We start from the raw sequence: 24,195 nt of genomic DNA on the forward strand, positions 1-24,195 counted from the left end.
ACCGGGGGCGGCGGCTCCCGTAAGCTGCCGCCCCGGGTACCGGCCGCCGGGCCAGGCCATCCGGCAACGGTCAACGGCCATCCGGTCACGGCCATCGGTCAACGGGTACGGGGAATCTGTCTATGCACGCGCTTCTCGTCGAGGACGACGACCGGATGGCCCACGCGCTCGGCACCGCCCTCGCCCAGCGCGGGCACACCGTCCGCAGGGTCGGCCGCGCGCTGGACGCCCTGCGGCTCGTCCACGAGGCCGAGTTCGTCCTGCTCGACCTGGGCCTGCCCGACCTGGACGGGCTGGAGCTGCTGCGGCGGCTGCGTACGGTCTGCGACGCGCCGCTCATCGTCGTCACCGCGCGCTGCGAGGAGCGGGACATCGTGCAGGGGCTGCGGGCCGGCGCGGACGACTACGTCGTCAAGCCGTTCCGGATGGCCGAGCTGATGGCCCGTATCGACACCGTACGCCGCCGGACCGACACGCACTCCGGCCGTTCGGGCGCGGACCCCGGGGAAGCCGGCGCCCGGCCTGTGCGCGCCGGGGACGTCGCCGTCGACCTGGCGGGGCGTACGGTCACCGTGGCGGGCGCCGAAGTGCGCCTGACGCGGCGCGAGTTCGACGTACTGGCCTTCCTGGCGGCCCGGCCCGAGGAAGTGCACTCCCGGGAGGAGATCCTGGACCGGATCTGGGGCGACGCCTTCCTCGCCGCCTCCCGCTCGCTGGACGTCCACGTGGCGGGCATCCGCGCCAAGACCGGCCGATCCGGCCTGGTGCGGACGGTCCGGGGGTTCGGCTACCAGCTCGGCTCCCCGACCGCGCCCGACGAGGAGGGCTGCGACCGGGACGGGCGACCGTGAGGCGCAGGCTCGTGGCGGTGCTGATGGTGCTGATGGGGGTCGCGGCGCTGCTGCTCTGTGTGCCGCTCGCCGACGCGTACGCCCGGGGGCGGACCGAGCACCTGCTCCTGCAACGGCGTTCGGAAGCGGTGCGGTTCGCCGATCTCGCCGACCGGGTGCGCACCGGCGCCGACCGGTCGGAGCTGGCCGCCGAGATCGGCCGGTACGCCCAGTTGTACGGCGCGGGAGTGCTCGTGGTCGACACCGCGGGAGAGGCGGTGGCGCGGGCCGGAGCGGCGCCCGCCCTCGGCGGCCCGGCGGCCTCGGGCGCCCCTTCCGGTACCGCCTCGGACGTCCCCGCCGGTACCGCGTCGGAGGCCCCTTCCGGCACCCCTTCCGAGGCTGCGGAGGCCCTGCGGCGCGCCCTCACCGGCCGCTCCACGGACCGGCTGCCGGTCATCCGCCCCTGGGGCCCGGCGTCGGTGGTGCTCGCCGAGCCGGTGGGCCGGGACGAGCGGGTGAGCGGGGCCGTTCTGATGGCCGTGCCCACCGACGCCGCCCGCCGGGACGTGACGGCGCGCTGGTCGCTCATCGCCGCCGGGGCACTCGCCGCCTTCGCGGCAGCCGCGCTGGTGGCGGCGGGGATCGCGCGGTGGCTGATGCGCCCGGTACTCGATCTGGACCGGGCGGTGGAGGGGCTGACGGCCGGCAGCCTGCACACGCGGGCCGTCTCCGATACCGGGCCTCCGGAGCTGCGCCGGCTACGGCAGCACTTCAACACGATGGCCGAGGCCGTGGCCGACTCCATCGGCCGCCAGCGCGACTTCGTGGCCGACGCCTCCCACCAGCTGCGCAACCCGCTGGCAACGCTGGTGCTCCAGCTGGAGAACGTCGAACCGCACATCGCCCCGGGCCCCGGCCGGGACGAGCACACCCGCGCCCTGGACGAGGCGGAACGTCTGGAGGACCTGCTCGACGGTCTGCTGGCGCTGGCACGGGTGGAGTCCGCCACCGCGGAGCTGACGGACCAGAACGTGTCACGGGCGGTACGGCAACGCGTGCGGGCCTGGACTCCGGTGTTCCGCGACGCGGGACTGGAACTGGCCGTCGCCGGCCTCCCCGAGGGGCTGCGGGCACGGGCCCTGCCCGACGCGGCGGGCCGCATCCTGGACGCGCTCCTGGACAACGCCGTCAAGTTCGTGCAGCCCGGTGGCCGCGTCGAGGTGACGGCGACGCGGGGTACGGACGGGAGCGCCGTCGTCCGGGTCACCGATGACGGCCCGGGTGTCCCTGAGAACCAACTCGGCCTGCTGCTAAGGCGTTTCGCGCGTTCGCCGGAGCATCAGAACGTTCCCGGCAGCGGCCTGGGGCTGGCCATCGCCGACGAGATCGCCCGGATCAGCGGCGGCCGCCTCGGCGTCAGCGGCAATGCGCCGCACGGCCTGGTCATCGAACTCCTGCTGCCGCCGGCGCCGACTCCCTGAGCACTCAGCCGTACACGGACCGGTAGTACGAGACGGCGCCGGGATGCAGCGGCACCTGCCCGGTCGAGATGGCGAAGCGGGGTTCCAGCCGCGCGCCGGCCGTCACCTCACGCAGCAGGTGGCTCCAGCTCTCGAAGACGACCTGGAGCAGCTCGTGGACCGCCCCCTCCGGTACGTCGGCACGGGCCAGGAGGTAGTTGCCGACGCCGACGGTCCCCACCGGCTCTTCCAGCCGGTACACCCCGGCCGGCAGCGTGACCGCCGTGTAGACGGGCCCGTAGCGCTCGCGCAGGGCGCCCACGTACCCGTCCAGCGGCAGGAACCGCACGGCTCGCTCACCCGCCAGCGCGGACAGCGCCGGGGTGGGCACGCCTCCGGACCAGAACAGGGCGTCGACCGCGCCCGCGCGCAGCGCCGTCGCCGAGGCTTCGAGGCCCAGTTGCCGCTCGTCCACCGGCGAGGGGCCGCCGCTGAGCCCGGCCGCCCGCAGTATCCGTCCGGCCACCACCTGGACCCCGGAGCCCGCCGCGCCCACGGCGACCGGCCGGCCCGCGAGGTCGTGCACCGAACGCACCGGCCCGTCGGCCGGGACGAGGAGGTGCGTGTAGTTGACGTAGACCCTGGCCAGCGCGGTCACCCCGGCCGGCCGGGAGAACGGCTCGCGCCCGGCTACCGCGTCCTCGGCGGTGTCCGCCATGGCCAGCGCCAGCTCGACGGAGCCCTCGTCCAGCTTCCGCAGGTTGTTCACGCTGGCCGCGGTGCTCACGGGGACGATGTCCAGCCTGCGGCCGCCGGCGGCGACGGCCCGGGCCAGGGCCTGCCCGAAGGCGTTGTACGGACCTCCCTCGGGCCCCGTCGCGAGCCGCAGCCGCCGGACGGGGCCGGAGTCCCGCGCGCATCCGCCCAGCGCTGCCCCGGCCACCGCGAGTCCGGCGGCCATCACTCGGCGGCGGCTCACCTCGGCGCTGGTCACGAGGGCAGCGTATCCACTTCCGCCGCGGTGGAGCGGTGCGTCAGAGGGCGCGCTTCGTCAGCTCTTCCCGGGCTGTTCGTCAGCTCTTCGTGAGCTCTCGTCAGCTCTCGTCAGCTCTTCGTCACGCTGACGACGACGCACTCCTTGTACTCACTGCCGTCGCCCTTGCCGGTGTACGGCGTCGTGGCCTCGGCCTGCTTGGACGCGCCCGCCTTGACCGTGAGGGAGCTGACCCGGGCCGAGGCGGGGGCGGCGGTCGAGCCGGTGTCCCCGCGGAACTTCATGGTGATGTTGTAGGTGGAGTCCAGCACGCCGCTGTTGGTGACGGTGAGCCGTGCGACCAGGTTCTTGCCCGCGTCGTCCAGCTTGCACGCGTCGATCTTGATGTCGCGCTCGGCCTTGTTGCTGCTGCTGGAACCGCCGGTGACGGAGGTGCCGCCCGAGCTGCCGCTGGTGCTGTCGTTGTCGTGGCTGCCGCCGGTGCTGCTGCCCCCGCTGGAGCTGTTGGAGCTCGACCCGGAGCTGTGGCTGCTGCCTCCGCAGCTGGCGCCGTGGGAGCCACGGGCTCCGGTGAGTGCGAAGACGGCGATCCCGAAGACGGCGACCGCGCGGACATGGCGAAGCTTCACGTTCAAACCCCGTTGGTATATCAGTGGATGAGAGAGGGCCCGACTTGACGGGCGCACGTCACCCTAACAGTGGTCCGGGAGCCTTCGGTCCACCGTCTCACCACGCCCCGCCCGCGACGAATCCGCGTTGTCGCTGGTGTCGCCGAGTCCCCCAAGGGACGCAGCCACCGGGGCCGGGGGCCGTTCGGGGCGCCTTCAGACGGGCTCGCCGTCGCCGTCGGCAGCGGGCGCTTCGGCCGCCGCCGGGTCCAGGATGCGGTTGAGGAAGTCCTTGGTCCGTTCCTGCCGGGGTTGGCCGATCACCTGCGCCGCGGGACCCTGCTCGACGATCACTCCGCCGTCCATGAACACGACCCGGTCCGCGACCTCGCGGGCGAAGCTCATCTCATGGGTGACGACCATCATCGTCATCCCCTCGCCCGCCAGTACCCGCATCACCGCCAGCACCTCGCCGACGAGTTCGGGGTCGAGGGCCGAGGTCGGCTCGTCGAAGAGCATCACCTCGGGGCCCATCGACAGCGCCCTGGCGATCGCCACCCGCTGCTGCTGGCCGCCGGACAACTGGGCCGGGTAGGCGTCGGACTTGTCGGCGAGGCCGACGCGTTCGAGGTTCTCCATGGCGACGGCGGCGGCCTGGTCCTTGTCCCTGCGCAGGACCCGCCGCTGGGGCAGCGTGAGGTTCTCCATCACGTTCACGTGGGGAAAGAGGTTGAACTGCTGGAAGACCATGCCGATGCGGCGGCGTACGGCGTCGATGTCGACATCGAGGTCGGTGACCTCCGTACCGCCGACGAACACCCGGCCGTCGCTGGGCTCTTCCAGCAGGTTCACACAGCGCAGCAGCGTCGACTTGCCCGAGCCGGACGGCCCGATGACGCACACCACCTCGCCCCGGGCGATCTCCAGGTCGATGCCGCGCAGGACGTGGTTGTCGCCGAAGAACTTGTGCAGCCCCCGGATCTCGATCTCCGGGCCGTCCGTGGCCATCGGGCCCCCCGCTTCCGTCTTCTGTGACATCAAGTCCTCACGTGGCCTTGTCCGCACGGGCCTCGAGGCGCCGCACCACGAAGCTCAGCGGCACGGTCACCAGGAGGTAGCACAGGCCCGCGACCAGGATGGGGGTGGAGTTGGCGGTCTGACTGGCGAGGTCGCGCCCGAACTTCGTCAGTTCCCGCTCGTCCAGCGTCACACCGAGGAACAGCACCAGCGAGGAGTCCTTGAACAGCAGGACCAGTTCGTTGGTGAGGGGCGGGATGACGATGCGGAAGGCCTGCGGGATGATCACCGACACCATGGCGCGGGCGTGCGAGAAGCCCAGCGAGCGGGCCGCCTCCATCTGCCCCTTGGGCACCGCCTGGATGCCGGCGCGGATCGTCTCCGCCATGTACGCGGCGGCCACCAGGCCGAGGCCGATGGCGACCTTGCCGTACGTACCGCCCGGGATCTCGGTGCCGGGGAACGCCAGCGGCACCGCCACGCCCACGAAGATGAAGATCAGCAGGGCGGGGAGGCCGCGGAACAGCTCGATGTACACACTGGCGACCCACCGGTACGGGGCCACCGAAGACAGCCGCATCATGGCGATGACCAGGCCGAGGACCAGGCCCAGGAGGAACCCCGACATCGTGTAGACGACCGTGTTGCGCAGGGCCGTGGTGATGATCTCCGGGAAGAGCCGGAGGGCCAGGTCCTTCTGGGCGAACTGGTTCTGCAGCCGGTCCCAGTCGGCATGGACGCCGATCAGGATCAGCACGGCCGCGAAGAGCACGTACTGGATGCCCTGCGAGATGCGGCGCCGCTGCCGGCGGGTCAGCCGAGAGGTCACGGCGTGCCCTGGGGCAGCGGGCCGATCCACTGCTCGTAGAGCTTCTTGTAGGTGCCGTCGGCCTTGGCGTCCGTGATCGCCTTGTCGATCGCGGCCAGGAGGGCGGTGTTGCCCTTCTTCACCGAGAAGCCGTACTGCTCACCGGTGTCGACGTTCTGCGCGAGGGTGAACTCGGCGGCGTTCTTGGGGTCCTTGAGCCAGCCCTGGACGACCGGGTAGTCGATGACGACCGCGTCGACCTGGCCGGTGCGCAGTCCGTTGAGCACCGCGTCCGAGCTTTCGAAGGCGACGGGATCGAAGCCCTGCGCCTTGGCGTAGCTCTCGCCGGTGGTCTCGGCCTGGGCGCCCAGCTTCTTCGACTTGGCCTTGACGTCGGCGAGGGAGGTGACACCGCTCTTCTTGGTGACGAGCAGCGCCTGGGTCGCGTCGAAGTAGGGGACGGAGAAGTCGACGTTCTTCTTGCGCTCGTCGGTGATCGTCATACCGGCCGCCGCGAGGTCGCACTCGCCGGAGTTCAGGAAGGCGCCGGTCTTGAAGTTCTCGAAGGGCGTGTCGAGGATCTTCTGCTCGACCTTGAGCCTGCTCGCGACCAGGTCGACCAGGGCGACGTCGAAACCGACCACCTTGCCGTCCTGCTCGAACTGGAACGGCGGGTAGGGCAGGTGGGTGCAGGTGGTCAGCTTGCCCTTCTCCACCACGGGCACCCCTCCGGCCGCCTCGCCCGGCCCCTCGCCGCCCGATGAGCAGCCGGCGACGAGGAACACACCCGCTGCGGCGGCTCCGGCCGCGGCTCGGATGCGGAAGCTGCTGGGGCGACTGCGGATTCCTCTGGCCGTCCGGAACACGGTTGACCTCCACGAGTGCGGGGCGTGCGGCGGTCGCGGGACGGGACCGTCCGCCGAGATCGTAAGCCACGGGTGGCGCGTGGCGGGGGATCATCCGTGAAGCGTTCCGGGTCCGTCGTCGCCGCGGACCGGATCTGCCCGGCCCGAGGCGCGATCCGGTCCCCGGAAAGCGGCCGGCGCCACCCCTGCTAATTACGGCTACAATGTAGCCATAATTGATCCACGCATACGGGCGCAGACGGCAAAGGTGGATGGACATGACGAAATCGGACGATGTGGCTCCGGAGCACGATGTGATCGTCGTCGGCGCCGGCCCGGTCGGCCTGGCCCTCACCCTCGACCTGGCACGCCGCGGGCTCGCGGTACGGCTGGTGGAACGGTCGGAGAGGACCTTCGAGGGCTCACGCGCCAAGGGCATCCAGCCGCGGACCCTGGAGGTACTGGACGACTTCGGCCTCGCCGACGGCGCCCGCGCGGCCGGCTCCCCCTACCCTCCGATGGGCCTGCACCTGGGGCCCTTCACCAAGTCCTGGCAGATGCACCAGTCCGCCCCCGAGAACGCCGCGACCCCCTACCCGGACATCCTGCTGCTGCCGCAGTACGCCACCACGGCCCTGCTCCTCGGCGCCGTCGAGCGCCTCGGCGTGACCGTCGACTTCTCCTCCCCGGCCGCGGACATCACCCAGGACGCCAACGCGGCCGCGGTGCGCCTGGCCGACGGCCGGAAGCTGCGGGCCCGCTACGTGGTGGGGGCGGACGGCGGGGCCAGCACCGTGCGCAAGGCCGCCGGCATCGGCTTCGAAGGCACCACGGACGAGGCCGACCGGATGATCGTCGTGGACGCATCCGTCGACGGCCTGCCCCGCGACCGGTGGCACGTCTGGCCCCGCCCCGGCGGTCGAAGCGTCGCCGCCTGCCCGCTGCCGGGCGGTGACCGCTTCCAGCTGATGATCAAGATTCGGCCGGACGACCCCGCGGACCTCACCGAGACCGCCCTCGCCGCTCTGCTGCGCCGTCGCGTGAGCCGCTCGCTGACACTGCGCGACGTCACCTGGGCCTCGGTCTTCCGCCCGAACATCCGCCTCGCCGAGCGCTACCGCCACGGGCGTCTCCTGCTGTGCGGCGACGCCGCCCACGTCCACACCCCTGCCGGGGCGCAGGGTCTGAACACCGGGGTCCAGGACGCCCACAACCTCGGCTGGAAACTCCAGCAGGTGCTGGCCGGAGCGCCCGAGTCGCTCCTGGACAGCTACGAGGGCGAGCGGCGGCCCGTCGCCGCGCACGTCCTGGGCCGGTCCACCGAGCTGTACGAAGGCCTCCGGCAGGCACGCCCCGGCAGGCTCACCCGCGGCCAGGACGAACACCAGCTGAACGTCAGCTACTTCGGCGGCCCGCTGGCCCCCGCGGACTCCCCCCGCACCGTCACCCTGCGCTGCGGCGACCGCGCACCCGACGCCCCGCTGGCCGCCCCCGCCCCCGGGGCGCGGCGCATGTTCGACCTCTACCGCGGCCCCCACTTCACCGCCCTCGCCTTCGGCGCACGCGCCCGGGCCGCCCTGGCAAGCCTCCCGTGGCCGGCCCACGGCGTCCCGCTGCACCGCCATACCGTTCTGGGCCACACCACGCCGCGCGATCCGCAGGAGGAGGCCCTGATCGGCACCTACGGGATCACCGACGACACCCTCCTGCTCATCCGCCCCGACGGCTACGTCGGCCACATCGCGAGTCCGCCCGCCGATCCCGGCCCGGCCTCCGCGGTCCGGTCCATGACCGCCGGCCTTCGGGCCGGCTGAAGCACCGGCGGTGGCGGGCCCTGCGCCCGCCACCGAAGCCGCCCGCGATCCCCCGCTACCGTGGCCTCGTCACCAGTACGAGCACGCCGGCCCCCTGAGCGCCCCGGCGGAAACCAGCTACGGCGAGAAAGGCAGCTGCCTCATGGCCGCCAACCCACCGGTCCTCCCGGGCAGCCCGGCATGGTGGGCCTCACGTCCCCCCACCCCCACCGGTCCGCGGCGCGGCCGCCCCGCGATCGACACCGCCGGCGTCGTCGACGCGGCCCTGCGCCTCGTCGACGAACACGGCGTCCAGGCGTTCACGCTGCGCATGCTCGCAGAGGCCCTCGACTCCGGCACGGCCACCCTCTACCGCCACTTCGCCGGCAAGGACGAGATCCTGGCCTACGTCGTCGACCGCGTCCTCGGCGAGGCCGACCTGGCCGACCTCGCCGCCCTCTCCACCTGGCAGGAAACCCTCACCGCCACGGCCCAACGCCTCTACGGAGCCCTGCGCGGCCACCCGAACGTCCTTCCCCTGCTCATCGCCCAGGTACCCGTCGGCCCGAACGGCCTGGCCCAGCGCGAACGGGTCCTGCACACCCTGCTCGACCACGGGCTGCCCGCCGGCCTGGCCGCCCGCGCCTTCACCGCCGTCGCCCACTACGTCATCGGCTTCACCGCCCAGCAGCACGGCCCCTCCGCGGCTCCCGACAACGGCCCCCAGCTCGCCGCCTTCTACCGGCACCTGGACCCGGCCGCCTATCCCGCCCTCACACGGGCCGCGCACAGCCTCACCTCCGTTCCGCTGGAGGAGGAGTTCCGCTTCGGCCTCGCGCTCCTGGTCCACGGGCTCGAACACCTCCGGGCGACCCGCGCTCCGCTCGACGCGCGGGACGTGCCCTAGGCCGGTCTGCGTTCCGGCTCGGCTCGGCCGGTTCAGTACGCGTTGCGTCGCCGGAGGCCGAACGGGCGCCCGTCCGGGTCGACGAAGAGCCGGTACAGGGGCATGGAAAGGCGCCGCGTCATCCACGGCAGCTCCGGCGGCCGGTAGGTGCGCAGGCGGCCGGCGGGCCTCGGCCCCCGGCAGCCGCCCTCGTGCCAGGAGTCCAGCGCGGCGGCGCTCGCCGCGAAGGCGTCGAAGGCGCTCACCGGGTCGCAGATGAGCTCCGGCGTGTACGGGGAGCCGGGAGCCGCGCCGTCGAGGTGTTCCAGGGAGAGCTCCAGCCGCAGGTCGCGGGCGTAGCGGCGGGCGCCGTCCGCGAGGCCTGCCGGGTCGCGCGGCGGGCGGGCGTCCGGGGTCTCGTCCAGGACCGCGCAGTTGAGTTCCGAATCGTGGGTCCAGGAGCGCAGGTTGACGTTGTCGGATCCGACCGAGACCCAGACGTCGTCGATCACGCACACCTTGGCGTGCACGTACACGGGGGTACCCGCGTGGTTCTCCAGTCCGTAGACCGCCACGCGGTCGCCGCCCGCGCGGCGCAGCCTGTCCAGCGCGGTGATCCGTCCGACCAGGTTCATCGGCCTCGTGAGCCGGCCGTCCTGCTCGGGGACGGTGGGTATCACGGCGATCAGGCGCAGCTCCGGGTTGTCGTGGAGGGCCGCGGCGAAGGACTCCACGACGTTCGGGGACCACAGGTACTGGTCCTCCAAATAGATGAGCCTGCGCGCCCTCTTGAGCGCCTTGAGGTAGCTGCGCGCGATGCTGCGTTCGCCGTCGGGCGCGAACGGGTAGCCGCGCAGCAGGCGGTTGGGATAGGTGCGGAGCACCTGTACGGTGTGGCTGCCGCACGGCTGGGGGTCGGGGAGCTGGTCGGGCAGTCGGTCCGCTTCGGTGTCCTCACGGTCCAGGAGCTCCCGGAGCCGGACGAGCGGACTGCGGGTGAGGGGTGCGGGGTCGTCCCAGCGCTCGCGGAACACGGCCTCGATGTCGCCGACGGCCGGGCCCCTCAGGGCCAGTTGGACGTCGTGCCAGGGCGGCCGGGGCCCGTAGGCGGCGGCGAAGGGCAGGGCCTGCGGATCGCCGCGGTGCGAGGCGTCGTCGTTGCGGCTGTGGCAGAGATCGATGCCGCCCACGTACGCCACGTCGAGCTCGGGACGGCCGGGGTGGCGCAGTACGACCAGTTTCTGGTGGTGGGAGCCTCCGGGGCGTACCCGCATGTCGAGCAGGCACTCGCCGCCGGCTTCCTCGATCTCCTCGCCGAGGTGGCGGTTCTCGGTCTCGCTGAACTGGAGTCCGTCCAGGTGGGAGCGCCAGATCAGCCCCTTCACGATCACACCGCGCCCGGCCGCCTCGCACAGGACGGCGCCGATCTCCGTGCCCTCGCCGTCGAGCCGCTCGTCGGGGTCGCCGCGCCAGTCCGTGAACAGCAGGAGGTCTCCCGAGCGCTGGGCCCGGATCGCCTTGAGCAGCTCGGCGAAGTACGTCGCTCCGTGCACCAGCGGTCGTACGTGGTTCCCGCGCGTCCACGCGGCTCCGTCGGGGTGTCGTGCGTCCAGGCGGGTCGCGTCGTTGCCGCGTTCGCTGACGGTGAGCATCCAGTCGCTGAGTTTCACGTGTCTCGGCCTCCGCCGGAGCGTCTACCCGCTCGGAGCGTCTTCACGTGCCGCCCCCGGTGGCGGCTACGGCGAACCGGAGCTCACGCCTGCGAACGCCGCCCGAAGGGGCCTTCGTCCACGAACCTGCGCAGCCCGCGGGCGAAGACGCGGGCCTCCCCCGGCGGCCACCCTTCCAGGGAGGCTTCGACCAGCAGCGCGAGGCGCTCCCGCATGGTGTCCACGGTACGGGCGCCCTCGTCGGTGAGGGTCAGCAGGACGGAGCGCCGGTCGTCGGGGTCGGGATCGCGGCGCACGAGCCCGGCCGCCTCGAGGCGCGAGGCGCGCCTGCTGACGCCGGAGCGGTCCAGGCCCACCTCGGCGGCCAGGTCGGCGGCACTGCACGGCCCCGTCCTGGCGAGCCCGCTGAGCACCGGGTAGGTGACCTCGTCGACGCCCTCGCCGAGATTCTCGGTCAGCCCCTGGTACAGCTCGGCCCGCAGGCTCCGCTTGAGCAGCTCTCCGAGTGCGTCGGCGATCTCGTGCCCCATGTCGTGTGCCACGGCCCCAGGATAGCGTGCGCGGCGCACGGAAATAACGTACCCTTCCAGAAGCGTGCTCGGCGCACGCTTTTTTCGGGCTCACGCACGCCTGCTCACGCACGCCCGCTCACGCACGGATACGGACAGAGGACAGACCATGACCGCGACCAGCACCAACATCACCGCCGCCCTGACCGACCTCCTCTTCTCCCCGGAGATCGGCCTCGAGGAAGCCGCCGACCGGCACTTCGCCCCCGACTACCGCCAGCGCACCGACGGCCGGTGGGACGACCGCGCCGGCTTCCTCGCCCACATCGCGCATCTGCGCACGGTGGTCGCCACCGGCACGGTCGAGGTGCACGACGAGCTCAACGACGGCACCCTGTACGCCGACCGCCACACCGTGCACGTCACCAAGAAGGACGGCTCCGCCGTGCGCACGGAGGTCTACCTCTTCGCCGAGTTCGCCCCCGACGGCAGGTTCCGTCGCGTCGAGGAGACGACCCTGATGCTGGCCGGCGCCGAGGCCGACCGGAATCTGGGCAGCGCCCGCTGAGGGCCCGCCCGCCCCCGGCCCCGCCGCGCGCCGGGAAATCGCTGGCCGGGAAGCCGCGCGCCGTCTACCGTGGCCCGCCATGATCACCAACGAACGAATAGTCGAACAGGCCCTCGGCCGGATCGACTCGGGGTACGTCTTTCCCGAGAAGACGGCGGACATCGGCGCGGCCGTACGGCGCCACCTCCAGGCAGGCGCGTACGACGGCCTGGACGGCCCGGCGCTCTGCGAGGCCGTGACCGCCCACCTCCAGGCGGTCTGCCCGGACAAGCATCTGCGGCTGCTCTGGTCGGACGAGCCGCAGTCGCTGGAGCCCGAGGACGAGGACGCGGGGCGCGCCGCGTTCCTCGCCCTGCTCCGCGCCGAGAACCAGGGGATCCGCCGCGTGGAGCACCTGGAGGGGAACGTGGCGCTGATCGGCATCGGGCTCATCGCCTCCGCCCAGGAGGGCGCCGCCTCGATCGGCGCGGCCATGCAGCTGGCCGCCCACAGCTCCGCGCTCATCCTGGACCTGCGCGCATGTCGTGGCGGGGCACCGGACGGCGCCGCGATGTGGTGCAGCTACTTCTTCCCCGACGGCGAGGTGCACCTCAACGACATCTACGACCGGCCTTCCGATGCCACCCGCCAGTACTGGACCAGCGCGCACCTTCCCGCGCCGCGCTACCTCGACCGCCCGGTGCACGTGCTCACCAGCGCCGCCACGTTCTCCGGCGGCGAGGACGTCGCGTACACCCTGCAGGCGCAAGGCCGGGCCGTCGTGGTCGGTGAGACCACCCGGGGCGGCGCCCATCCGACGGTCCGATACGCGGTCTCCGAGCACATCCTGGTGACCGTCCCGATCGCCCGGTCCGTCAACACCGTGACCGGCACCAACTGGGAAGGCGTCGGAGTGGTCCCCGACGTACCCGTCCCGGCCGACCGGGCGCTGGACACCGCGATCAAGGCGGTTCTGGAACGCCTCGACTCCTAGGCCGTACGCTCCCCCGCGCTCGCGGCGCCGCCGGGCGCCGCGAGCTCCGGGGAGCGCCGGAACGGGGTCAGGCGATCGCCCGGACCGGTCAGGCGGGCTGCTCGGGCGACGAGGCCGTGATCACCGAGAAGCCCCCGCCCTGCGGGTCGGCGAGGACGGCCATCCGGCCGGCGGCCATGTCGAAGGCGGGAGCCAGGACGCTGCCGCCGGCCCGCACGGCGGCGTCCTGGACGGCGTCGACGTCGTCGACGTGGAAGTACGGCATCCAGTGCGGCGGAACGCCCGGGGGCAGCTTGGAGAGGTCCAGCATGCCGGCGACGGCGCGGCCCCCGACCTTGAACTCCGTGTAGCCCTCGGCTCCCGGCATGTCCGACGGGGCCGGGCTGATCGGCAGTACGGCCGAGTAGAAGGCCGCGGCGGCGTCGGTGTCGCCCGTGCTCAATTCGTTCCAGATCAGCGCGCCGTGCTCGTTCACGATGCCGGCGCCCTCGAAGGTGCCGGGCTGCCAGAGGCCGACGACGGCACCGGTCGGGTCGGTGACGACAGCCATCCGCCCGAGCTCCATGACGTCCATCGGCCCCACCATGACGGTGCCGCCCGCTTCGGAGACCGCCTTGAGGGTGGCGTCGATGCCGTCGGTGGAGAGGTACGTCGTCCACACGCTCCGCGGCATCGGGTCGGGCACCGTCCCGTCGGGATTCATCGCGCGCATGATGCCGGCGACCGGCTTGCCCTTGAGCAGACAGACGGAGTACCCGCCGGTCTCCGGCGGGCCGATCTCGCCCTGCCAGCCGAACAGGTCGCCGTAGAAGTCGAGGGCCGCCTGCTGGTCGGGGACCATCAGGTCGATCCAGCACGGAGTGCCGGGCTTGTAGGGGCCGTTCATGTCGGGCACGGATGCCTCCGGGATGGCGAGTGGGGAAGGACGCGCCGTCACCTACCCGGCCCGTACGGCCCGAATCGGGCCGTACGGGTGACGCGGAGGACCGAAGTGCCTGTGGTTCCCGCGCTGCTTCGCGGCGCCTACGGGCAGAGCTGGTGCGGGGTCGGGTGGCACTCGCCGTCACCCGGGTCCACGGGGCCGCCGGGCCGGAAGTTGGACCACCAGATCGGCGTGGCCCCGTAGTAGACGACCATGTTCCCGGCGTTCTGGATCGCCAGGTGGGCTCCGGGGTGCCGGTCGGTCGCGCTGTTCCACAGCGGGCGCATCGCGGCGTCGTAGGCGACGAGGTTTCCGTCGGCCTGCATGTAGAAGGAGGTCCCGATGCCGTACGTGCCGCGGGCCGTCCAGATCGCGACGCCGTTGTGGTAGAGCACGACGTGCCCGTCGGTCTGCTGGGCCAGGACGGTACCGCCGTCGGGCGAGGACCACGCCTGGCCGCGGGTCAGGCCGCTGGTGCCGTGGATGATCGTCTCGGTGTCGCTGCTCACCGCCGATGAGGACGAGGAGGTCGATAAGGAGGCGGTGGCCGGCGCGACGGAGGCGGCCTGCGCCGCTCCCGCCCCCAGACCGGCACTGCCCAGGGCGAGAACGGCGGAAGCGACGACGACGCCGAGCCGGATATGCCTTCTGCTCATGCTGACTCCTTATGCGGGCTGCGAACGGACACCGGAAGGTTCGCAGCGGAACCCGGCCCACAGCAGGACGAAACCGGCCGTTTCGGTACGACTCCCAGCCACTGGAACGAGGCGGCGCCACCGGAACGACACAGCGCGGGTGCGCGCCCCGGGGGCCCGTCGGCGCCTCGTCAGGGTGCGGTCGTATGACCGGCCGGTTCCTGGAGCCGTTGCGCACCCGCCCCGAGCTGGCCGAACCGGCCGCGTTCTTGTCACCGGCATGGCGGAGCTCAGGCGGTGCGGCAGTCCGTCGTACGGTTCGCGCCCGGGCCGGTGCCCGCGGCGCCGGGGGAGCCCGTGGCGCCCGTGGAGCCCGTCGCGGCGGCCGTGTCCGCCCGGGTCGGCGACAGGGCGAAGTCCAGTACCAGTCCCGTGCCGGTGGCCCGGGCTCCGGTGAGCCGGGTGCCGTCGGGGAGTTCGGTGATCTCCACCGTGCGGGGTCGCAGCTGCTCCGCCATCCGTCCGGCTCCGGGCAGCTTGGACAGCAGGTCCAAAGGCAGTTGGCGGCCCATCGCGCGGACGGCGGTGGGGGTGGCGGTGAGGCTGTGCGCGGTGGTGGTCAGCTCCGTCACGACGGTGACGGGCAGACCGCCCGCAGTTCCGCTGAGGACGAGGCGGCTGCCGTCGGTGCCGGCCTTCATGTCCTCGCCCGCCTGTACGCCTTCGCCCGCTTCGCCGAGGCGCTTGTCGAGTTCCGTGTACGCGACCGTCGCGGTGGCCGTGCCGCCGTCGCTCTGTCCGCCGGTGGAGACGCCGTGCAGCACCGCCGAGACGTCCATGTCGGTTCCCTGGCGGTGCACCCCGTCGGCCGTGACGCGGACCGTGCCGACCGAGCCGGTGAGGGCGGTCAGGCCCGCGAAGGTGTCGTCGAGCTCGACGTCGACGCCGTTCTCGGTGTCCAGCCGGCAGGCGGCGACCTCGGCGACGCGCTGCTCCACCTTGTGCTGCATCACGAGGTCGGTGGCACCGGCCGCTGCGACGAGGGCGGTCGTGCAGGCTGCGGCGGCCATGAGGGTACGGCGTCGATTCACGGGGCTGTGGTTCCGATCCGGGTGAGTACGTCGAAGGCTTCCAGCAGCAGTCGCCCCGGCACCACGGGCTCCACCGCTACGTCCGCCCGCCTGCGGTTGCGCAGGGTACGCAGTACCGCGCGGGCGGCGGACAGGACGGACGCGGCGATCACCGCGGCGTGCAGGTCGGCGTCCGGTGTCCCGAGCGGGAGGCGCCGCTGGATGAGTTCGCCGAAGCGGTCCTCGAACTCGGCGAACTGCTGGACCATGTGGGCCCGCGCGTGTTCGCGGACCTCGTCGAAGGGGTGGGTCAGCGCGGTGAGGCTGCTGGTGGCGAAGAAGCCCACCGCGTCCAGGACGGCGGCGCAGGCGGCCTGGAGGGCGCTTTCGTGTTCCGGCCGGTCCAGGAGGGACTTCTCGATCCGGATGAACAACTCCCTGCTGTCGGGCAGCAGTACGTCTTCCTTGCTCTCGAAGTAGCGGAAGAAGGTCCGTTCGGAGACGTTCGCCCCGGCGGCGATCTCGGCGATCGTGGTCCCGAGGAATCCGCGCTCGGCGAAGAGCCGGGCCGCCGCGTCCCGCAGGTCCCGGCGGGTCGCCTCTTTCTTGCGTTCGCGCAGTCCCGGCGGCCCGGGCGGCTCGGATCCAGTGGCCATGGCACAACCATCCGTCATATCTGACATTCATGTCAATTGACAGGACTGCCAGTTTCCCCGCCGCGCTGACGTACGACACCCTCCCGGACTCCCCCCGGGGCACGGGAGCGACCGGCTACCTCACCGGGAGTTCCAGTGGGGTTGGGGCAGCGGGCTCCTGGACTGGTGGCCGCCCGGGTTTCCCGGCCGGGCCCTGCCGCGCCTGACCCTCCGATGAGCGGTGCGGTCCGTTCAGGAGATTCCGTACCACTGGCTGGCCCAGCCGGTGTTGATCGTGCTGGTGGACTGCTCGCTGAGGTTCACGGTGGCGGGCAGGGAGCTCTGGCCTGTCAGGACGGTGCTGTACCGGAGGTTCGGCGGGGTCAGGCCCGCGTTCACCGAGATCCCGGCGCCCGTGGACTTGAGCGTGAGGGCGTTGGTGGCCCAGTTGCCGTTGAGGAGGAGGGCGACGAAGTAGGTGCCGGGAGCGGCCGTGAAGGGCTTGGCGAGGGGCAGCGGCTTGGCTATGGCGTCGGTCATCAGCTGCGGCGACACATCGGCGGTGGACGCGCGCAGGGTGCCGTGGGCGTCGTAGACGCCGAGGTAGCAGTTGGAGAGCTGGGCGTTCGGGTCGATGCCGGCCAGCCCCAGCCAGACGTTGGACCAGGTGATCTGCTCGCGCAGCACGACCCGCACCAGGGTGACCCGTCCGCCTACCCCGGCCGCGGTCTGGGCGGTGACGTGCCCCGCGTCGTTGGGGTCGCCGGTCCAGGCCAGCAGGTTCTGGTCCTGCGGCCGGGGGCCCTCGTACCCGGAGCCGCCGCCCGGCGCGGAGGGAGCGGGAGCGGCGGCGCTGCTCCCCTTCCCCTGCGGGCTTGCGCCGGACCCGGTGCAGCCGGACAGGACGAGCGACGCCGCGAGCACGGCGGCGAGGCAGGTCGAGACGGTGGTGGTACGGGTGCGCATGGTCCCCCCATGAGGTGCGGATGCTCCGAAGGGGCCATGGTCACACGGGTCCCGCCCGTCCCCCGCACGGGGCCAGCACAGTCGCGCAGTCCTGCCACGCCAGCGGGCTCAGCAGGGGCCGGAGCCGGGTGAACAGGGCCAGCAGGCCGGCTCCGGCCGCCTCCCGGAAACCCGCGTCGACGCGGGCGAGGTCCAACTCGTTGGCAGCGGTCAGTTCCACGAAGTCCTGGCGCTGCCGCAGGGTCGGGGTGAAGGTGCGGCCGGTGAACCGGTCCCGGAAGGCCGCGTCGGCGCCGGCGAGCGTGGGATAGGAGGAGGCGCGGTCGCAGCTCGCGTAGAAGTGGACGATCGATTCGGCCTCGGCGCCGATCACTTCCACCAGTCTGGACCGGTGCCCGAGTGCCAGCGGGGCGGTGGCGAAGCCGTCGGTGCCGTAGAAGGCGTGGCACAGTCCGGCGAGTTGGAGGGCGGGGCGGGCTTCCCAGCGTTCGAGTTGCTGCTGTACGCGCCGCAGGTGCGCGCCGAGGGTGCCGCCGGGATGTTCGCTGGCTGCGGCGCCCAGTTCCTCCAAGAGGCGCAGGGCGGCAAGGACGCGGTCGGCCGGAGGCGGCATCCGGTGGGTTCCTCCTCGGGTCGGGTGCGGTCGGGTCGGCACCCGACAGTGCCCTGAGCAACCGTCCGGAACATGCTCAGGTCCCTGCCGGGTTGCCGCCCTGGGCCCGAGAAAAATCCTCACAAGAGGAAGTACCCAAGTCAATCCTCCAGGTTGATTGCACGGACCCAAGCTGTAGCTTGGGTCCGTGACTCTTGAAGATCTTCGATTCTTCGTCGCGGTGTGCAAGGCCGGCTCCCTCAGCGCGGTCGCGCGCGATGTGCCGTGTACGCAGTCGGCCGTCAGCCAGCACGTGAAACGCCTGGAGCGGGAGCTGGGCCTGAGCCTCCTCGAACGGCACCCGCGGGGGATCGTGCCCACCCAGGCCGGACACCTGCTGCGGGTCGCGGTCGAAGACGGGCTGGGCAGCATCGACCATGCCCTGCGCCAGATCGAGGACCTCGTGCGCGGCGACGGCGGTTCGGTCCGGATCACCACCGGGGCCACGACGGTCCGCCACTTCATGTCGGACGCCATCGTCGACTTCCGGCGCCGGTACCCGCGGGTCAGCCTGGAGTTCGAGACCGAGAACTCCAGCCGTGGCTGCTTCGACGCACTCGCCTCCGGCGGCCTCGATCTCGCCTGGATCACCGTCGGCCCAGCGGTACGGGGCATCGAACAACGCCCCGTGATCGAGCTGCCCTGGGTACTGGCCGTGAGTACGGACCACCCTCTGGCGGCGAAACCCCTCATCGCACCGGCGGACCTCCAGGGCGTTCGGATCGTCGGACTTCCCGAGAACTCGACCTCCCGCTCCCACCTCGACAACTGGCTGGAGGAATCGGGGATCCGGCCGGTCTTCGACACCAGCGTCGCCGACTGGGACACCGCGATCCTCCTGGCCGAGCTGGGCCTCGGCTGCGCGATCGTCCCCGCTCTCCCCGGCTGGCTCGGCCCCGGTCACACCGGCCTGCGCCTCGTCCCCATCCCCGCCCTCCCGGTCCTGTGCGCAGGATGGGCCGTGCGGCGCTGGGACGCGCTCTCCCCGCTGGCGCGGACCTTCGCCGACACCGTCGCCCGCAACTGTGCTGCGAACCGGCCTGCCCCCGGGCCCGCCACGATCCCGGCGGCCCGGGGCTGAGGGGCGCCGCCGCCCGTCAGGACGCGGCGCTCTCCCGGCGGGTCGTGGCACGAGGCGATCGGGTGACGTGGGGCGGCGCCCTGTTGAATGAGCGGCATGGACCCCTTTCACCAGCGCTGGAGCTGGGAGCGCGACATCCCCCTGCGGTACGCCCTGACGGCGGAGACCGAGGCGAACGCGGAGGACGAGGGGGACGAGGACGGAAACGGCATCCCCCGCGCCGGCGGATTCGAACTCATGGCGAGGTGTTCCGACGTCGAGGGACTGTTCGCCGAACCGCCGGCCCCTGCGCGGGAGGAACTGGTGCTGTTCGAGTGCGCACCGCTCGGCGCGCTCCGTGACGCTGTCGACGGGCAGGACGGAGGCCGGGTCGGCGACGTGCGGATCGAGGTCGGCCTCAAAGGCGAGAAGGTCCACGACTGGCACTACCGGCTCTGCGACGCCGTCGTCCTGGAGCACCGTCCCAGCCCGCAGGACGCCTCGCTCGTCGACCTGATCGTCGAGGCCGGTGTGCGGACTCCGGACTGGTCCTTCGGCGACCTGTCGGAGTCACGTCAGGAACAGCTGGGCTTCGAGCTGTTCCGGGCCGAGGGCGACACGCCGTACGGCTCCTGCGGCGCGGTGCCGGGGCTCTTCGTCCGCCGGCCGGATCTCCGGATGACCGAGCTGCGGCTCGTCGGCTGTGAGCCCGATGCCCCTGTGCTGTCCCAGGGCACCACCTCGATGGACCTCCTGGCACTCGACCGCAGCGGCCGCGTCATGACGAGTCGGCGGGCAAGGCTCTGGGCCACCGGGACATGTCCCTCCGCCACGGGCGGGGACCTGGTCGACGTGGAGCTGCGCGGATGGATGGACGACCAGCCGCCGCCGGCACTCGCCGCAGTGTGGGAGGCCTGGTCACAGGGGCGCCCGACCGCCCCCAACCGGTGGGTGCCCTTCTCCGACGACCTCAGGGGCGAATGGCTCTGGCTCACGGAGAAGAGCACCGGCCCGGACCGGCAGGGCGGCGAGTACCACCTCGACGGCCGGTTCGTGACCGGCTTCCACGCCTTGCACTGCGCGTTGGGCGAGGCCGTCAACGGCCCCGGCGGGTACTACGGCCACTGCTGGAACTCGCTCTTCGACTGTCTGAGCGGCGGATACGGCGCCGCGCCGCCCTTCACGCTCGTCTGGCACGACTTCGACGTGGCCCGCGCCGCGCTGGCCGACGAGGGGTCGTCGCAAGGCACTTCGTACGCCGAGGAGATCGCCGAGCGCCTGAGGGGCTTCGGCGTCACCGTCGAACCGCGTTGAACCCGCACGTCGCCCGTTCGACGGTGACGATACGGTGGGCGCCATGACCACACGTGCCCGGGGCGGCGACCCGACGTTCATACGCGGAGCGGCGGTCTTCGCCGGCGCCCTCACCGCTGCCCTGTACCTCCTCGGCCTCCTGCTGGTGGGTCTCACCGTCAGCCAGGTCGGGGAGGGGGCTGATTCCACGCCCATGCACGAATGCCGCTCCACGGCCAACCGCCCGCAGGATGCCGTGGTGTCGGACCACGAGGTGCGGTTCATCCCGTTGCACATCATGTGCCGTACCACCGACGGCAGGCTGTTCAACAGCGCGGTCGTCCCCTCCTGGCTGAACCCCGCCCTCGCGACGTCCTTCGCGGCCTCCGTCGTTCTGACTGCGGTCGGCTTCGTACAGGCCGGCCGGCGGCCCGCCGCCCGATAGCCGTCCCGCTCAACTAGGGTGTTTTTCCTGGGTTGTTGAACCGGTTGGCGAACCGGTTGTTGAACCGAAAAGGGACCGAACGGGCTGCATCTCCCCTCCAGTAGTGCTGAAGCCGGGCCGGTGATGGTGGGTACCAGGCCGCACCACGGCCGGCAGGAGTCCGGATCCAGGGGACCGAAGCGAAGCTCTTCCGTCGAGGAGAGCAGCCCGGTCGCCTGCGGACCCGGCCAGACCGCACGCCGAAGACCTCCGGGCCAGGCAATTACGGCCCGTGGGCCGGGGCGTTCGATCACTGCACATTCGGCTCTCACCTCGACTTCCGGGAGATACGCATGTCCGACACCGCCCGCACCTCCGAATTCGCCCTCCAGGATCTGGAGCTGGACCTCGGCGACCTCACCGTCACCTCGATGCGCGACACCGTCGCGCTGCCCGAGGGCGGGGCCTCCTGGGGTTCTTGTTCCTGCCAGGGCTCGTCGTCCTGCGCCCAGCCCCAGCTCGACGCCGGTGAACTCGCGGGCTGACCGCGGCGGCCCCACCGCGCCCCTACCGGCGCCCGAGGTCCCGGCGCCGTAGGCGATAGGCGATAGGCCATAGGCCGTACCACCCGATACACCCGCACGTGTGACGCCTCCCGCCGCACCTCGCGTCCGGCGGGAGGCCCGCTCGGCATCACCGACAGGACAGGACAGGGGCCACCATGCCGCAGCCGCAGCCGCGCCCGACGGGCACCGGGACGGAAGCCGAAGCAGACCCCCACTTCGCAGCCGGCAGCGGCGGCTACCGGGTTCGCTCCGCGCCCTACGCGCTGGTCCGCGCCTCCGTGCTCGCCCATCCCGCCCAGCGGCCGCACGCCTCCCGGTTCCGGGTCCTGCTCGCCCGACTGCACCGTCTCGACTCTCAGCTGCTGCGCATCACCACACCGCTCTGCGACTCCCTGTACGACAGCCGCGAAGGGCATCCGGCGGACTTCCACCGCGACATCGTCCTTCCGCTGCGCCGCGCCCTGCACAACGGCCGTGAACCCCGGCCCGCCCTGCTGGAGCGCCTCGGCGATCTGCCGGCCCGGGTACCCGAGCTGGCCTCCTGGCTCGCGCTCCGCGCCCGCCGCGGCGCCGTGCTCGCCGAGCTGGGCGCCGCCGCCGGACCCGCCCTGGCCGACGAGCGGACGGCCCTGGCGGCTCTGTGCCGCGAACCGGCCCTCGGCAAGGCCGTCGCCCTCACCAGCGCCGATCTGCTCCGGGCGGTGCAGCGGGCAGGCACCGGCGCGACCGACCGCAAGGCGCGCAAGGAGGAGCCCGGCGTGCTGCGCTACGCCCTGCGGGCCAGCACCAAGACCAGCCCGCTGTCCTGGTTCACCGCCGTCGGCTGGGGCGTGCTGTCCGAGGGCTCGCCGGCCCGCCCCGTGCTCGACTGGGGCGCCCCCGCACTGCTCGACGGCTCCTTGCGCCCGGTCGTGAAGGCCAACCGCACCCTGACGACCGCCCTCACCCTCGCGCTCCTGGCCGATCCGCACCGCCGGGCGCGGCTCCCCCACCGCATCACCAGTACCGCCCGGACGGCCGACGGGAGGGCCGCGTACTCCCGCGACCGGACCGCCTTCGCCGGGGGCCGCTATCTGGTGGCCGACGAGGACGAGGTGGAACTGCCCTTCGCAGGCCCGCTGCGCCTGGTCACCGAGCACGCCGGAAGCCCGGTCGAACGGGCCGGGTTGGCCGAGCGGTTGGCCGCGGCACTGGAGGGTGGGGGCGACGGCGCCCGCGCCGCGGCCGAAGCCTTCCTCGACCGTCTGGAACAGGCCGGCCTGCTGGTTCCGGGTGACCCGGTCCCGCCGCAGGACGCCGACCCCTTGGACCGCATCGCGGTATGGCTGCGGACGGCCGCCGCGGCGCAGCACGGCGGATCCCCCGCGGACGCGGCGCTGGCGGACCGCATCGGTGAACTCCGCCGTATGACGGCCGGCTTCGGAGCCGCATCGGCCGCCGATCGCCCCGCCCTGCTGGCCGCCCTGTCCCAGGGCTGGCGGACGGCGCTGGCCGATGCCGGGCGGCCCGTACCCCCCGGGTCCGCCCCCCTCAACGTACTGTCCGAGGACGTCGTCACCCCCCGCCCGCTGCCCCTCGGCGGCTACCTCGACGGCGCCGACCACGAGGCGCTCGGCGAGGTCACCGCGCTGGCGGAGCTCTTCGACCTCGGGCACCTTGTCCGCCGTCTGGTCCGCGACCGCTTCGTCGAGCGCTACGGCTCCGGCGGCACCTGCCGCCATCCGTGGGAGTTCGGTACCGAGGTCGCCGAGGCCTGGGCCGCGGTCGGGCGGCTCGCCGCACTCGACCCCGCGGACCGGGCCGCCTTCCCCACGGGCGCGGGGGAACTGGCCGCGCTTCGCGCGGAGGCCGTCCGAGCGGTCCGCGACACCCTGGCCGACGGTGCCTTCGGCGGTGACGAGCTCGTACTGCCCCATGACCTCGCCAAGGGCCTCGGCGAGCGGCTGCCGGGCTGGGCCGTCGAACGGCCGTTGAGCTACTCGTACTTCCTCCAGCGCGATCCCGCCCGCACCGAGGGCCCCGGCCTGCTGTGCGTCAACCACGTGTACGGCGGGTGGGGCCGGTTCACCAGCCGGTTCCTCGACGCCCTGGACCCGAGCGCCGGGGCCGAGGTGTCCCGGCAGATCCGCCGCGGGCTGGGGTCCGGCGCACGGGCGGCGCAGATCCGGCCCGTCGGTGGTTTCAACGCCAACCTCCACCCGATGCTCGTACCGGACGAGATCGGCCCGGACCGCCGCTGGGCCTCGATCGGCGAGGGCGACCTGGACCTCGTCCACGACGCGGCCGCGGACCAGGTGCGTTTCCGCCTTCGGAGCACCGGGGAGCACCTCGACGTCCTCTACCCGGGCTTCCTCGCGCCCGTCCTGCTGCCGCGGCGCATCGGGGCGCACCTGGCGGACCATCCCCAAGGCGCCGTCGACTTCGGGGCGCTCGTCCCCCGTCACGCCCTCGCCGCACCGGGCGGCCGCGTGACGCGCACCCCCCGGCTGCGCCACCGGCACGTGGTGCTCCGCCGCCGTCGCTGGCTGCTTCCGCCCGAGGTCGTACGGGCCCTGCGCGCCGACCTCGGCTCCGACCCGGTTCCCGCCGCGGCAGCGGCCCGTTGGCGCGCCCTGCTCGACCTGCCCGAGCAGGTCTTCCTGCACCCGGCCGGCGCCGCCCCCAGCGGGCGGGCCGCGGACGACTTCCTGAACCGGCTCAGCCGCCCCAAGCCGCACCTCGTGGACCTCGGCAGCGCGCTGCACCTGCGCTGTCTGGCCAAGTGGCTGTCCCGCCACAGCGATGCCGGCGCGGTCCTGGAGGAGGCGCTCCCCGCGCCCGGCGGCCCGGCCGCCCCGGCCAGGGCGGTGGAACTCGTGCTGGAGACCTACCGGTCCGGGCGACCGCGATGAGCCGAACCCCGACGACAGGGAAAGAGAGGGTGCGAGCAGTGCCACCCACGCAGCCCACGCCGCGGCCCACGCCGCAGCCCACCCCGTCCACGCAGCGCTCACGCCCCGTGCCGTCCG

General features: G+C 72.7%; 24 protein-coding genes. 11 read left to right on the forward strand and 13 right to left on the reverse strand.

The genetic code is table 11. From position 1 onward, the window contains the following. Positions 1-122: 122 nt before the first annotated feature. Positions 123-851 carry a response regulator transcription factor gene (locus tag ACZ4TG_RS09385; RefSeq protein ID WP_468161016.1) on the forward strand — a complete coding sequence of 243 codons (729 nt, stop codon included), beginning with the start codon at positions 123-125 and terminating at the stop codon, positions 849-851. Then, on the forward strand, positions 848-2,314 hold the full coding sequence (locus ACZ4TG_RS09390; protein WP_468161017.1) for a sensor histidine kinase: 1,467 nt from the start codon (positions 848-850) through the stop codon (positions 2,312-2,314). The genes ACZ4TG_RS09385 and ACZ4TG_RS09390 overlap by 4 nt, the downstream gene beginning before the upstream one ends. Before the next feature lie 4 nt (positions 2,315-2,318). On the opposite strand, the gene ACZ4TG_RS09395 is transcribed toward ACZ4TG_RS09390, so the two are convergent. The 5 genes from ACZ4TG_RS09395 to ACZ4TG_RS09415 all read right to left on the reverse strand — a co-directional run bounded on the left by ACZ4TG_RS09395 (position 2,319) and on the right by ACZ4TG_RS09415 (position 6,586). After that, positions 2,319-3,287, reverse strand: coding sequence for a TAXI family TRAP transporter solute-binding subunit (locus ACZ4TG_RS09395; protein ID WP_468161018.1), 969 nt, complete (start codon positions 3,285-3,287; stop codon positions 2,319-2,321). Between the two features lie 110 nt (positions 3,288-3,397). Next, positions 3,398-3,916, reverse strand: a complete 519-nt coding sequence (locus tag ACZ4TG_RS09400; RefSeq protein ID WP_468161452.1) for a hypothetical protein — start codon at positions 3,914-3,916, stop codon at positions 3,398-3,400. A gap of 195 nt (positions 3,917-4,111) precedes the next feature. Then, the gene (locus tag ACZ4TG_RS09405; RefSeq protein ID WP_468161454.1) at positions 4,112-4,903 is read right to left on the reverse strand and encodes an amino acid ABC transporter ATP-binding protein; all 792 of its coding nucleotides are present in this window, start codon (positions 4,901-4,903) and stop codon (positions 4,112-4,114) included. A gap of 37 nt (positions 4,904-4,940) precedes the next feature. Beyond that, positions 4,941-5,741 (reverse strand): amino acid ABC transporter permease, encoded by an 801-nt coding sequence (locus tag ACZ4TG_RS09410; RefSeq protein WP_468161019.1) that lies wholly within the window; start codon positions 5,739-5,741, stop codon positions 4,941-4,943. Further along, on the reverse strand, positions 5,738-6,586 hold the full coding sequence (locus ACZ4TG_RS09415; RefSeq protein ID WP_468161020.1) for an ABC transporter substrate-binding protein: 849 nt from the start codon (positions 6,584-6,586) through the stop codon (positions 5,738-5,740). The genes ACZ4TG_RS09410 and ACZ4TG_RS09415 overlap by 4 nt, the downstream gene beginning before the upstream one ends. A 257-nt stretch (positions 6,587-6,843) precedes the next feature. Here ACZ4TG_RS09415 and ACZ4TG_RS09420 point away from each other — a divergent pair, with 257 nt between their 5' ends. Next, positions 6,844-8,379: an FAD-dependent monooxygenase gene (locus tag ACZ4TG_RS09420; RefSeq protein ID WP_468161021.1), complete on the forward strand. Its 1,536-nt coding sequence runs from the start codon at positions 6,844-6,846 to the stop codon at positions 8,377-8,379. A 142-nt stretch (positions 8,380-8,521) separates the two neighbouring features. After that, a complete protein-coding gene (locus ACZ4TG_RS09425) occupies positions 8,522-9,265 on the forward strand; it encodes a TetR/AcrR family transcriptional regulator (protein ID WP_468161022.1) in 744 nt (247 codons plus the stop codon). Between the two features lie 32 nt (positions 9,266-9,297). Here ACZ4TG_RS09425 and ACZ4TG_RS09430 read toward each other — a convergent pair whose 3' ends face one another. Both ACZ4TG_RS09430 and ACZ4TG_RS09435 read right to left on the reverse strand, forming a co-directional pair. After that, on the reverse strand, positions 9,298-10,914 hold the full coding sequence (locus ACZ4TG_RS09430; RefSeq protein ID WP_468161023.1) for a phospholipase D family protein: 1,617 nt from the start codon (positions 10,912-10,914) through the stop codon (positions 9,298-9,300). 83 nt (positions 10,915-10,997) lie between these two features. Next, complete coding sequence (locus tag ACZ4TG_RS09435; protein ID WP_468161024.1) at positions 10,998-11,456, reverse strand: MarR family winged helix-turn-helix transcriptional regulator; 459 nt, start codon at positions 11,454-11,456, stop codon at positions 10,998-11,000. Between the two features lie 136 nt (positions 11,457-11,592). Here ACZ4TG_RS09435 and ACZ4TG_RS09440 point away from each other — a divergent pair, with 136 nt between their 5' ends. Continuing rightward, a complete protein-coding gene (locus ACZ4TG_RS09440) occupies positions 11,593-11,991 on the forward strand; it encodes a nuclear transport factor 2 family protein (RefSeq protein ID WP_468161025.1) in 399 nt (132 codons plus the stop codon). A gap of 79 nt (positions 11,992-12,070) precedes the next feature. Next, positions 12,071-12,964: a S41 family peptidase gene (locus tag ACZ4TG_RS09445; protein WP_468161026.1), complete on the forward strand. Its 894-nt coding sequence runs from the start codon at positions 12,071-12,073 to the stop codon at positions 12,962-12,964. Between the two features lie 88 nt (positions 12,965-13,052). Here the strand turns inward: ACZ4TG_RS09445 and ACZ4TG_RS09450 are convergent, their stop codons facing one another. From ACZ4TG_RS09450 to ACZ4TG_RS09475, 6 genes are all read right to left on the reverse strand, one after another. Further along, complete coding sequence (locus tag ACZ4TG_RS09450) at positions 13,053-13,850, reverse strand: VOC family protein (RefSeq protein ID WP_468161456.1); 798 nt, start codon at positions 13,848-13,850, stop codon at positions 13,053-13,055. Positions 13,851-13,987: 137 nt separating this feature from the next. Next, the gene (locus ACZ4TG_RS09455; RefSeq protein ID WP_468161027.1) at positions 13,988-14,542 is read right to left on the reverse strand and encodes a hypothetical protein; all 555 of its coding nucleotides are present in this window, start codon (positions 14,540-14,542) and stop codon (positions 13,988-13,990) included. Positions 14,543-14,811: 269 nt separating this feature from the next. Beyond that, positions 14,812-15,612 (reverse strand): LmeA family phospholipid-binding protein, encoded by an 801-nt coding sequence (locus ACZ4TG_RS09460; protein WP_468161028.1) that lies wholly within the window; start codon positions 15,610-15,612, stop codon positions 14,812-14,814. Then, on the reverse strand, positions 15,609-16,247 hold the full coding sequence (locus ACZ4TG_RS09465) for a TetR/AcrR family transcriptional regulator (RefSeq protein ID WP_468161029.1): 639 nt from the start codon (positions 16,245-16,247) through the stop codon (positions 15,609-15,611). The genes ACZ4TG_RS09460 and ACZ4TG_RS09465 overlap by 4 nt, the downstream gene beginning before the upstream one ends. Before the next feature lie 231 nt (positions 16,248-16,478). Next, positions 16,479-17,192 (reverse strand): hypothetical protein, encoded by a 714-nt coding sequence (locus ACZ4TG_RS09470; RefSeq protein ID WP_468161031.1) that lies wholly within the window; start codon positions 17,190-17,192, stop codon positions 16,479-16,481. A gap of 40 nt (positions 17,193-17,232) precedes the next feature. Further along, positions 17,233-17,805, reverse strand: coding sequence for a DUF6817 domain-containing protein (locus ACZ4TG_RS09475; protein WP_468161032.1), 573 nt, complete (start codon positions 17,803-17,805; stop codon positions 17,233-17,235). Positions 17,806-17,992: 187 nt separating this feature from the next. Here ACZ4TG_RS09475 and ACZ4TG_RS09480 point away from each other — a divergent pair, with 187 nt between their 5' ends. The 5 genes from ACZ4TG_RS09480 to ACZ4TG_RS09500 all read left to right on the forward strand — a co-directional run bounded on the left by ACZ4TG_RS09480 (position 17,993) and on the right by ACZ4TG_RS09500 (position 24,078). Beyond that, a complete protein-coding gene (locus ACZ4TG_RS09480) occupies positions 17,993-18,925 on the forward strand; it encodes a LysR family transcriptional regulator (protein ID WP_468161034.1) in 933 nt (310 codons plus the stop codon). Between the two features lie 96 nt (positions 18,926-19,021). Beyond that, a complete protein-coding gene (locus ACZ4TG_RS09485) occupies positions 19,022-20,218 on the forward strand; it encodes a barstar family protein (RefSeq protein ID WP_468161035.1) in 1,197 nt (398 codons plus the stop codon). A 43-nt stretch (positions 20,219-20,261) separates the two neighbouring features. Further along, entirely contained in the window at positions 20,262-20,642 is a 381-nt protein-coding gene (locus tag ACZ4TG_RS09490) for a hypothetical protein (RefSeq protein WP_468161036.1), read from the forward strand. A gap of 332 nt (positions 20,643-20,974) precedes the next feature. Next, complete coding sequence (locus tag ACZ4TG_RS09495) at positions 20,975-21,166, forward strand: thiazolylpeptide-type bacteriocin (RefSeq protein WP_468161037.1); 192 nt, start codon at positions 20,975-20,977, stop codon at positions 21,164-21,166. A 176-nt stretch (positions 21,167-21,342) separates the two neighbouring features. Beyond that, positions 21,343-24,078 (forward strand): lantibiotic dehydratase, encoded by a 2,736-nt coding sequence (locus ACZ4TG_RS09500; protein WP_468161038.1) that lies wholly within the window; start codon positions 21,343-21,345, stop codon positions 24,076-24,078. Positions 24,079-24,195: the final 117 nt, after the last annotated feature.

Source organism: Streptomyces sp. NPDC028314 (assembly GCF_055565795.1).

Excerpts from the sequence above, each read along its gene's own strand:
- ACZ4TG_RS09445 (WP_468161026.1), top strand. The coding sequence starts at position 12,071 with ATGATCACCAACGAACGAATAGTCGAACAGGCCCTCGGCCGGATCGAC.
- ACZ4TG_RS09475 (WP_468161032.1), bottom strand. The coding sequence starts at position 17,805 with ATGCCGCCTCCGGCCGACCGCGTCCTTGCCGCCCTGCGCCTCTTGGAG.
- ACZ4TG_RS09420 (WP_468161021.1), top strand. The coding sequence starts at position 6,844 with ATGACGAAATCGGACGATGTGGCTCCGGAGCACGATGTGATCGTCGTC.
- ACZ4TG_RS09495 (WP_468161037.1), top strand. The coding sequence starts at position 20,975 with ATGTCCGACACCGCCCGCACCTCCGAATTCGCCCTCCAGGATCTGGAG.
- ACZ4TG_RS09405 (WP_468161454.1), bottom strand. The coding sequence starts at position 4,903 with ATGGCCACGGACGGCCCGGAGATCGAGATCCGGGGGCTGCACAAGTTC.
- ACZ4TG_RS09455 (WP_468161027.1), bottom strand. The coding sequence starts at position 14,542 with ATGAGCAGAAGGCATATCCGGCTCGGCGTCGTCGTCGCTTCCGCCGTT.
- ACZ4TG_RS09485 (WP_468161035.1), top strand. The coding sequence starts at position 19,022 with ATGGACCCCTTTCACCAGCGCTGGAGCTGGGAGCGCGACATCCCCCTG.
- ACZ4TG_RS09500 (WP_468161038.1), top strand. The coding sequence starts at position 21,343 with ATGCCGCAGCCGCAGCCGCGCCCGACGGGCACCGGGACGGAAGCCGAA.
- ACZ4TG_RS09385 (WP_468161016.1), top strand. The coding sequence starts at position 123 with ATGCACGCGCTTCTCGTCGAGGACGACGACCGGATGGCCCACGCGCTC.
- ACZ4TG_RS09425 (WP_468161022.1), top strand. The coding sequence starts at position 8,522 with ATGGCCGCCAACCCACCGGTCCTCCCGGGCAGCCCGGCATGGTGGGCC.
- ACZ4TG_RS09470 (WP_468161031.1), bottom strand. The coding sequence starts at position 17,192 with ATGCGCACCCGTACCACCACCGTCTCGACCTGCCTCGCCGCCGTGCTC.
- ACZ4TG_RS09450 (WP_468161456.1), bottom strand. The coding sequence starts at position 13,850 with ATGAACGGCCCCTACAAGCCCGGCACTCCGTGCTGGATCGACCTGATG.
- ACZ4TG_RS09490 (WP_468161036.1), top strand. The coding sequence starts at position 20,262 with ATGACCACACGTGCCCGGGGCGGCGACCCGACGTTCATACGCGGAGCG.
- ACZ4TG_RS09440 (WP_468161025.1), top strand. The coding sequence starts at position 11,593 with ATGACCGCGACCAGCACCAACATCACCGCCGCCCTGACCGACCTCCTC.
- ACZ4TG_RS09465 (WP_468161029.1), bottom strand. The coding sequence starts at position 16,247 with ATGGCCACTGGATCCGAGCCGCCCGGGCCGCCGGGACTGCGCGAACGC.